Raw genomic sequence first — 7,361 nt, 5'->3', positions numbered from 1 at the left:
TGGCGATCCGTGGGACCCCGAAACCGAGCCCAGCGCAGAGGATTTCGTCGACCCCGCCGCCCTCGATCGCATGGCCGATCTCATCGACGGTGAGGCCGATGATGTCGCTAAACAGCTGCGCGAACCCCGCCGCCGGATTGCGTTCGATCAGGCCGATGTCGCGCTCCAGGGTTTCCGGAATCTCCAGGAAGCGGTTGATCCACCAGCTCAGGTCGTACGGGTCACCGGAATCGTCGTCGACGATGTCGAGCGGGCCGCTGTCACCGCTGTCCGAGGCACTGTCGGCGTTGACGATCTGCGGCGCCGGATCGGTTTGCGGCGTCGCGGCGAGCGCGGACGTGGCGACCGCCTGATACGTCGTCATCGTGGTGGCCGCCTGAGTCCACATCCGCGCATACTCGGCCTCGTTGACCGCGATGGGAATCGTGTTGATGCCGAAGAAGTTCGTCGCCACCAAGGCCCCGTGCACGGCGTGATTGCCGGCCAGCTCCGGCAAGGTCGGCATGGCGGCCAGCGCCGTGGTGTAGGCGGTGGCCGCAGCCTCGTGCTCGGTGGCCGCGGCCGCGCTGTTGGCGCTGGCCCGCGTCAGCCACACCAGATAAGGCACGTGAGCCGCGACGTACCGGTCGGCGGTGGGGCCGTCCCACGCGCCGCCCTGAACGGCGGCCAGGGTCTCGCCGAGTTCGTCGGCCACCGAGGCATAGGTCTCGCTCAACGCCGTCCATGACGCGGCCGCGGCCAGCAGGCTACCGGGCCCGGGGCCGCTGCTGAGCAACGTGGAATGCACCTCCGGCGGGAAGGCCATCCACACCGGCGCAGTCATGCGCGCGCGCCGGCCCGCGGGGGTCCCGCAGCCAGTTCACGAACTATTTCTTCCCGAACGCGTGGCATCACGCCAGGACTCCTCGCCGAGTGAGACCAGTGATGACAGGCCGGGCGACGGCGCGCCAGTCAGCCCGTCAATGGTCGGTTGGCGGGGCGAAAAAGTTCCCGCAAGCGGTCAGTTCAGGGGAAACTCACGACGACCGGACGTACGGTCTCAGCCCTTAACCGCGCTCACCAGCGTGTTCCGCGCGATCATCGGGCCGGCCTCCGTGTCCGGGCCGGGCACCGGGCGGCCGACCTGGCGCAGATAATCGGCCAACGGCGTGCCGACTGCTTTCCAGCCTCGGGTGCTGAACCAGTCGGCGGCCGGGGCGATCCGTTCGTTGTAAACCAGCTGGAAGAAGACCCGCCCCTCACCGCGGGCAATGGCCTCGCGTTCCTCGGCGAGCGCGGCCTCGAAGGCTTCGTCGGGCATGGGTGCGCCGTCCTCGACGGCCACATGGCTACCGGGTACGGCCAGGCTGTCGATCCCGGTGAAAAGCTGCTCCTGAGCGTCGGCCGGGAGATAGATGAGCAGCCCCTCGGCGATCCACGCCGAAGGCTTGCCGGCATCGAACCCGTTGTCGCGCAATGCCTGCGGCCAATCGTCACGCAGATCGACGGCGATCTCACGGCGCTCGGCGCGCGGCGTGGCACCGACACCGGCCAGCACCTCGCGTTTGAAGTCGAGGACTTGCGGCTGGTCCAGCTCGAAGATGGTCGTACCGGCCGGCCAATCCAGGCGGTAGGCACGTGAGTCCAGCCCGGCCGCCAATACGACGACCTGGCGGACACCGGCGTCGGCCGCCCGGCGGAAATACTCGTCGAAGTATTTGGTGCGAGCACCCTGGAAGTTCACGAAGTTCTCGCCGAAGTCGGTGGTCTTCAACTGGTGATCGGGAATCTTGCCGTCGAGCACCTCCGCCGCGGGGCCGCCGACGGCCCGGCAGAAGATTTCCGCGTACTCGTCGACGACCAGCGGGTCGGACTTCTGCGCCTCCAACGCCCGCGCCGTCGCGACGAACAGCGCGGTCGATCCGACGCTCGTTGTGATGTCCCAGGTGTCACCTTCGCTTCGCACCCGACCCACAGTACCGATGACCGGAATCAACCGCTTTCCCTGCCGCGCAACGGCACTGGCTAGCCGCCGTTCGAGCGGCGAACGCCCGGCGCCGGTCGGTCATCCTGTGCTTCGGTGCGGCTTCGCCAGTCGGCTCGGCCCCGACGACGTTTGCCGGAGCCATCGACCATCGAGCCGTCACTTGCCTGGTGCTGCGGCCGCAGCCGGTCAAGACCTTCCTCGACCGGAGCTGGGCCCACACGCACCACCACGTCACGCGCGAGCGCCCGGACGCCGGAATCCGTCGGCCGCTCGGCGCTTCGCCGAGCCCGCCATCAGTCGCTGCGCGGCCACGCCTGATCGCGCACCCGAAAGGCCTACCGCGCGGGCCCTTTACGCCTTAATGAAAATCATTATCATTAAGCGATGCCCTCTTCCAGCCGCCCACCCATTCCCGTCACCGTGCTTTCCGGCTTCCTCGGCGCGGGAAAGACCACTCTGCTCAACCACGTATTGGCCAACCGGGACGACCGCCGCGTCGCCGTGATCGTCAACGACATGAGCGAGGTGAACATCGACGCGGCGCTGGTCGCCGGGACCGGCCACCTGGACCGTACGCAGGAGAAGCTGGTCGAGCTGACCAACGGCTGCATCTGCTGCACCTTGCGGGAGGACCTCATTGAAGCGGTCGCCCGGTTGGCGGCCGAGGGCCGGTTCGACTACCTGCTGATCGAGTCGACGGGCATCTCCGAACCCATGCCGGTCGCCGCCAGCTTCAGCTGGGAATTCGACGACGGATTCAGCCTGAGCCAGGTGGCGCGGCTGGACACCATGGTCACGGTGGTGGACGCGTCGACGTTCCTGCCGGAACTGGCCCGCGGCGAGGCGCTGGCGGACCGCCACCTCGAGGCCGGCGACGGCGACCCGCGCACTATCGCGGACCTGCTGGTCGACCAGGTGGAGTTCGCCGACGTCATCCTGCTGAACAAGACCGACCTGGCCACCGTTAAGACCAACACCATGGTGGCGGCAACGCTGCGCCGCCTGAATCCGTCGGCCAAGATCGTGCGCACTGACCACGGTCGGGTGGCGTTGCCGGAGGTGCTCGACACCGGCCTGTTCGATCCGGACCTGGCCGCCGGGTCCCCGGGGTGGGACCAGGAGATCGCCGGTGGGCACGTTCCCGAGACCCAGGAATACGGCATCGGCAGCGTGACCATCCGCGCGCGGCGGCCCTTGCACCCGCAACGCCTGCACGCGGCGCTCGCCGAGCTGCAAGGCGTGTTGCGCAGCAAGGGATTTTGCTGGATCGCCAGCCGGCCCGACCTGCTGGCCGTCTGGTCTCAGGCCGGCCCCAACCTGACGATCGAGCCGGCGCAGTATTGGTCCACCGCCGACTTCCGGCCTGGACAGGAGATCGTGTTCATCGGGGTGCGGCTCGACGGCGAGAAGGTGCTCGCATTGCTGCGAGCGGCCTTGCTGAGCGACGCCGAACTGGCCGAAGGCCCACGGCGATGGGCCTCCTACCCCGATCCGCTGCCGCGCTGGGACGTCGTCCACACGCACGCGAAGTGACGCCGGGGGACGCAGTGCATCGCCATCACCATCACCCGCACCCCCGGCCCGGCGACCATCGGTCCCGCCGCGAGATCGATCAGGCCATTGGGGCTCTCATGGGCATCCGGCGCTGTTCGGCGGAGGATGCGCTGCAAGAGATCGCACAAGCCGTGCACAGCACCGGAATCGGGATCGGTGGCGTGTCACGGGCGTTACTCGACACGGTCGCCGGCCCGGCCGAGCCGGGCGCAGGTCCGGCGCACGCGCATTGGGCCACCGTGCTGGCCCTGCCCGCGCGCGAGGCGCCACCCTGACGGGCCGGCCGGTGCGTCACTCGCGGGCGCGGCCGCCGTAGCGGCGGCGGAACTTTTCCACCTGGCCGGCGCTGTCGACGATGCGGCGGCTGCCGGTCCAGAACGGATGTGAGTCGGACGTCACCTCGACCACCACCAGCGGATAGGTTTGCACCCCATCCGGCGTCGGCCACTCGACGGTGCGCGAACTGGTGATGGTCGAGCGAGTCAGAAACATCGTCCCGGTGGTGGCGTCCTGGAAGACGACCGGGTGGTAATCGGGATGCACGTCGGGCTTCATAGGTCCCCCTTCTCGGTGTGGCCGGCCGCGTTGTCGGTGGCCTCTGCTCGGGCGTCGCAAGGGTCTTCGTGCCAGTCGCCGAACGGATCTTCGTAGCCGGGCCAGCGCTCCGGCGCCGCGAATTCCTCCTCGGTCAGCAGCGCGTCGCCCAGGGCGTCGAGGATGTCGGCGGCGTTCGCGCCGCAGACCAGCACCGTCATCGCCGTATGGCGGTCGCCGTAACGCTCATCCCAGGTCAGCTCGGCGAAGACGCGCCGCTCCGCGTCCACCTCGGCCAGCTCCGCGTCGGTGGCGGCGGCCAGCCACCTACCGGCGGAGTTGACTCGCAATCCCCCGCCGGCCGATTCCAGCCACATAGCGTGGTCGGCTTGAGTTGCCAGCCACAACCGTCCGCGGGTCCGGATGACACCGTCGAGCAACAGGTCCAGGCAGTCGTGCAGGCGCCGGGGATGAAACGGGCGGCGGGCGGAGAACTCGACCAGTCCGATCGGCCCGCGGGAATCCAGCGGTGGTTGCCCGGCCAGCAACCGGCCGTGCGGATCGTCGCTGCGGCCCTGGCGCGCATCGCGGTACAGGTTGCGCAGCGCGTTCTCGATCCCGTTGGCGCCGACACGGATCCGCGCGCGCGGCGCCAGCCGCCGCAGCACCGCGGCCACGAACGGCTCGGCCCGGTTGAGCACGACCACGTCGGCGAATTCCGCCTGTCCGACCACCACCTGAGCCTCGGTACGGCCGTCGTCGAGCTCGTCGTCGCCGCGGGCCTGGCGCAGCCACGTCGATGAATCCACGCATGTCACGACCGCGGCGATCGACACGTCCAGGGCCGCGGGTCCGTCGAGGTAACCCGGCGCCACGCGGACCCGCACGTGGTTGATGGCCACGCAGATCGGTTCGGGTTCCAACCAGGGCGCCAGGTGCACGACGATTCGCCGCACGTCGTCTCGGCGGTGCAATTGGCGCAGCAGGATCAACAGGTCGTTGCGGATCGTGCAGGACACGCAGCCGTGCGCGAGTTCCAAGCCGCACTCCGCGGTCGTCAGGACGCCACGCTGCAGGGCGACCGTCGTCCGGCGCACGACGTGGCCGTCGAAGCGATGCTCGACCACCAGCGTCCCCGGGGTGCGTAACAATTCGCCCACGACCGCGTCGGTGCTCTGTTGGCCGGCCACCAGGATGACGGGCGTCCGCATCGCACTCCTTATTGACAATGGTTTTCATCTGGACGGGATCTACGGTACCGTCTCCACCAGTCCTTGTCGAAAATCATTTTCAATAAGCAGAGGAGGATCGCGGTGTCCGCCCAATGCCAGGTCACCGGCCGCGAGCCGGGGTTCGGTAATTCGGTGTCGCATTCCCACCGCCGCACGCGCCGGCGCTGGTCACCCAATATTCAGGTCAAGACTTACTACCTGCCTTCGGAGGACCGCCGAATCCGGTTGCGCGTCAGCGCCAAAGGCATCAAGGTCATCGATCGCGACGGCATCGAGGCGGTCGTGGCCCGGCTACGCCGGGAAGGTGAGAAAATCTGATGGCGCGCAACGAGATTCGGCCGTTGGTCAAACTCCGGTCGACGGCAGGCACCGGCTACACCTACATCACCCGCAAGAACCGGCGCAACGACCCCGACCGGCTGGTGTTGCGTAAATACGACCCGGTGATCCGCCGACACGTCGAATTCCGCGAGGAACGCTGAGGATGGCCAAGAAATCCAAGATCGTCCGCAACGAGCAACGACGCGCCATCGTGGCGCGCCACGCCGAACGCCGCGCCGAACTCAAGGCCATCATCCGCTCGCCGGGCAGCTCCGATGCACAGCGGACCGCCGCGCAGGCCGAGCTGGCGCGGCAGCCGCGCGACGCCAGCGCGGTGCGACTGCGCAACCGCGACGCCGTCGACGGACGGCCGCGCGGGCACCTCCGCAAATTCGGGGTGTCGAGGGTAAGGATGCGCGAATTGGCCCATGCCGGAATGCTTCCCGGCGTGCGGAAAGCGAGCTGGTGATGCCAAAGAAAGCCCAGCGCACCCGTCGCCCCGCCCCGCCGGCGCGCTCGCCCAAAAGGAATCTCCTGACCAACCTGGGGTTGACCGCCGTCGACTATAAAGACACCGCAGCGCTACGCGTGTTCATCTCCGAGCGCGGCAAGATCCGCTCCCGCCAGGTCACCGGGCTCACCGTGCAGCAACAACGTCAGGTCGCGACCGCTATCAAGAACGCGCGCGAAATGGCCCTGCTGCCCTACCCCGGTGGCGTGCATTGACGTCCGCGCACAACGGTACCGACCGCCCCTTCACCGTCGTCGTCTGTGCCAGTTGCGTTGCCCAACAGGGGCTTTCGGTGATCGACGAACTGCGGCCCGCCATTCGGCGGTGCCCGCACAGCATGTTGGTCTCGGCCGCCTGCATGCTCGGTCCGCTGACGTGCGCGTCCCGCCCGACCGGGTGCGGTGTCATGGCCGTGGTGCAACCGTGCACCGACGACCGAGCGGCGTGCGGGCCGCCGCATTGGGTAGGCCCCATCGTCGACAGCGCGGGCGCCGCGGCGCTCGGTGATTGGCTGGCGCGCGGGCAGTGGGAAAGCTGTCCGGTGCCCGCGTCACTCGCGCGTCATCAGCAGTGGACCCGTGCCGCTGGAAGTAACTAGGGTCAGCGCGGATAGGCGTAGGGGTTCGGCGGGGCGCCGATGCGGGTCACCGCGGTGACCTCCAGCGTCGGGGTCGTCACGCCGTGCTGCTGCCGCGGCATCGGCTGGACCCGGCCCTGCACCCGAAGCCACGTGTTGTCCGGCAGGCCGGCGGCTCGGCCCGCGAGCGGTCCCCGCACGTGCAGGCGGGCCAGCTGGGCGTCGGCCGCGCAGCAGATGATCACGATGCGGCCGAGGTCGACGCCGTCGCGCTCGTTGAGCACGAAGCCGGTGACCGTGATGGTCCGATTCGTCAGCGAGCCGGTGGTGTCGTGAGCCACCCGCATCAGCACCTCCGGCAGCGACACCTCGGGCGCGGCGCCCGGCGGCAGCGGCGGATACGCCCGGTTCAAAACGTCGTTGGACACCGACGTCACGGCCGGGGCGGCGGCCGAGGGCCGTAGCGCGGGCGGCGTCACGAACATCAGCACCAGGACCGGGACGACGAGCAGCCACCCGATGCGGCCGCGGTGGGAGTGGCCATGGCCGTGTTCGTGGGCCGCGTCCTGGGCCGCCCCTGCCGCCCGGGGGGCGCCGCGCCGGATGTCACCGATGACCACGACCAGCGCGAGCCCGATGAGCAACACCGCCGACGCGACCAGCCAC

Annotated in this window: 11 protein-coding genes; 6 read left to right on the top strand and 5 right to left on the bottom strand. The window is 69.0% G+C overall.

Annotated elements, in window-relative coordinates:
• A partial coding sequence (locus tag A5714_RS00990) for a PPE family protein (RefSeq protein ID WP_156747112.1) occupies window positions 1-823 on the bottom strand: 823 nt, incomplete at its 3' end.
• Window positions 824-1,039: 216 nt separating this feature from the next.
• Window positions 1,040-1,945, bottom strand: a complete 906-nt coding sequence (locus A5714_RS00985; RefSeq protein WP_068070232.1) for a class I SAM-dependent methyltransferase — start codon at window positions 1,943-1,945, stop codon at window positions 1,040-1,042.
• Window positions 1,946-2,350: 405 nt separating this feature from the next.
• On the opposite strand from A5714_RS00985, the gene A5714_RS00980 reads away from it, so the two are divergent.
• Window positions 2,351-3,499 (top strand): GTP-binding protein, encoded by a 1,149-nt coding sequence (locus tag A5714_RS00980; RefSeq protein WP_068281881.1) that lies wholly within the window; start codon window positions 2,351-2,353, stop codon window positions 3,497-3,499.
• Between the two features lie 98 nt (window positions 3,500-3,597).
• Window positions 3,598-3,795 carry a transcription antitermination regulator gene (locus tag A5714_RS00975; RefSeq protein WP_231975709.1) on the top strand — a complete coding sequence of 66 codons (198 nt, stop codon included), beginning with the start codon at window positions 3,598-3,600 and terminating at the stop codon, window positions 3,793-3,795.
• Between the two features lie 16 nt (window positions 3,796-3,811).
• On the opposite strand, the gene A5714_RS00970 is transcribed toward A5714_RS00975, so the two are convergent.
• Together A5714_RS00970 and mrf are read right to left on the bottom strand one after the other, a co-directional pair.
• Window positions 3,812-4,075 (bottom strand): type B 50S ribosomal protein L31, encoded by a 264-nt coding sequence (locus A5714_RS00970; protein ID WP_068281877.1) that lies wholly within the window; start codon window positions 4,073-4,075, stop codon window positions 3,812-3,814.
• Window positions 4,072-5,265, bottom strand: a complete 1,194-nt coding sequence (mrf, locus tag A5714_RS00965) for a ribosome hibernation factor-recruiting GTPase MRF (protein WP_068281875.1) — start codon at window positions 5,263-5,265, stop codon at window positions 4,072-4,074. Before mrf ends, A5714_RS00970 begins: the two co-directional genes overlap by 4 nt.
• Before the next feature lie 102 nt (window positions 5,266-5,367).
• Here mrf and rpmB point away from each other — a divergent pair, with 102 nt between their 5' ends.
• The 4 genes from rpmB to rpsR are packed head-to-tail and all read left to right on the top strand — an operon-like array spanning window position 5,368 to window position 6,333.
• Complete coding sequence (gene rpmB, locus A5714_RS00960; RefSeq protein ID WP_068281873.1) at window positions 5,368-5,604, top strand: 50S ribosomal protein L28; 237 nt, start codon at window positions 5,368-5,370, stop codon at window positions 5,602-5,604.
• Entirely contained in the window at window positions 5,604-5,768 is a 165-nt protein-coding gene (gene rpmG / locus A5714_RS00955) for a 50S ribosomal protein L33 (RefSeq protein ID WP_003873955.1), read from the top strand. Before rpmB ends, rpmG begins: the two co-directional genes overlap by 1 nt.
• 2 nt (window positions 5,769-5,770) lie before the next feature.
• A complete protein-coding gene (gene rpsN, locus A5714_RS00950) occupies window positions 5,771-6,076 on the top strand; it encodes a 30S ribosomal protein S14 (RefSeq protein WP_068070238.1) in 306 nt (101 codons plus the stop codon).
• Window positions 6,076-6,333, top strand: coding sequence for a 30S ribosomal protein S18 (gene rpsR / locus A5714_RS00945; RefSeq protein ID WP_068070239.1), 258 nt, complete (start codon window positions 6,076-6,078; stop codon window positions 6,331-6,333). Before rpsN ends, rpsR begins: the two co-directional genes overlap by 1 nt.
• Window positions 6,334-6,718: 385 nt before the next feature.
• On the opposite strand, the gene A5714_RS00935 is transcribed toward rpsR, so the two are convergent.
• Window positions 6,719-7,361 (bottom strand): TIGR03943 family protein (locus tag A5714_RS00935; protein WP_068281871.1); only part of this gene is annotated, 643 nt, incomplete at its 5' end.

This window comes from Mycobacterium sp. E2462 (assembly GCF_001672685.1).
In the GTDB taxonomy this organism is placed as follows: Bacteria; Actinomycetota; Actinomycetes; order Mycobacteriales; family Mycobacteriaceae; genus Mycobacterium.
This window is presented reverse-complemented; position numbering and strand designations above follow the sequence as displayed.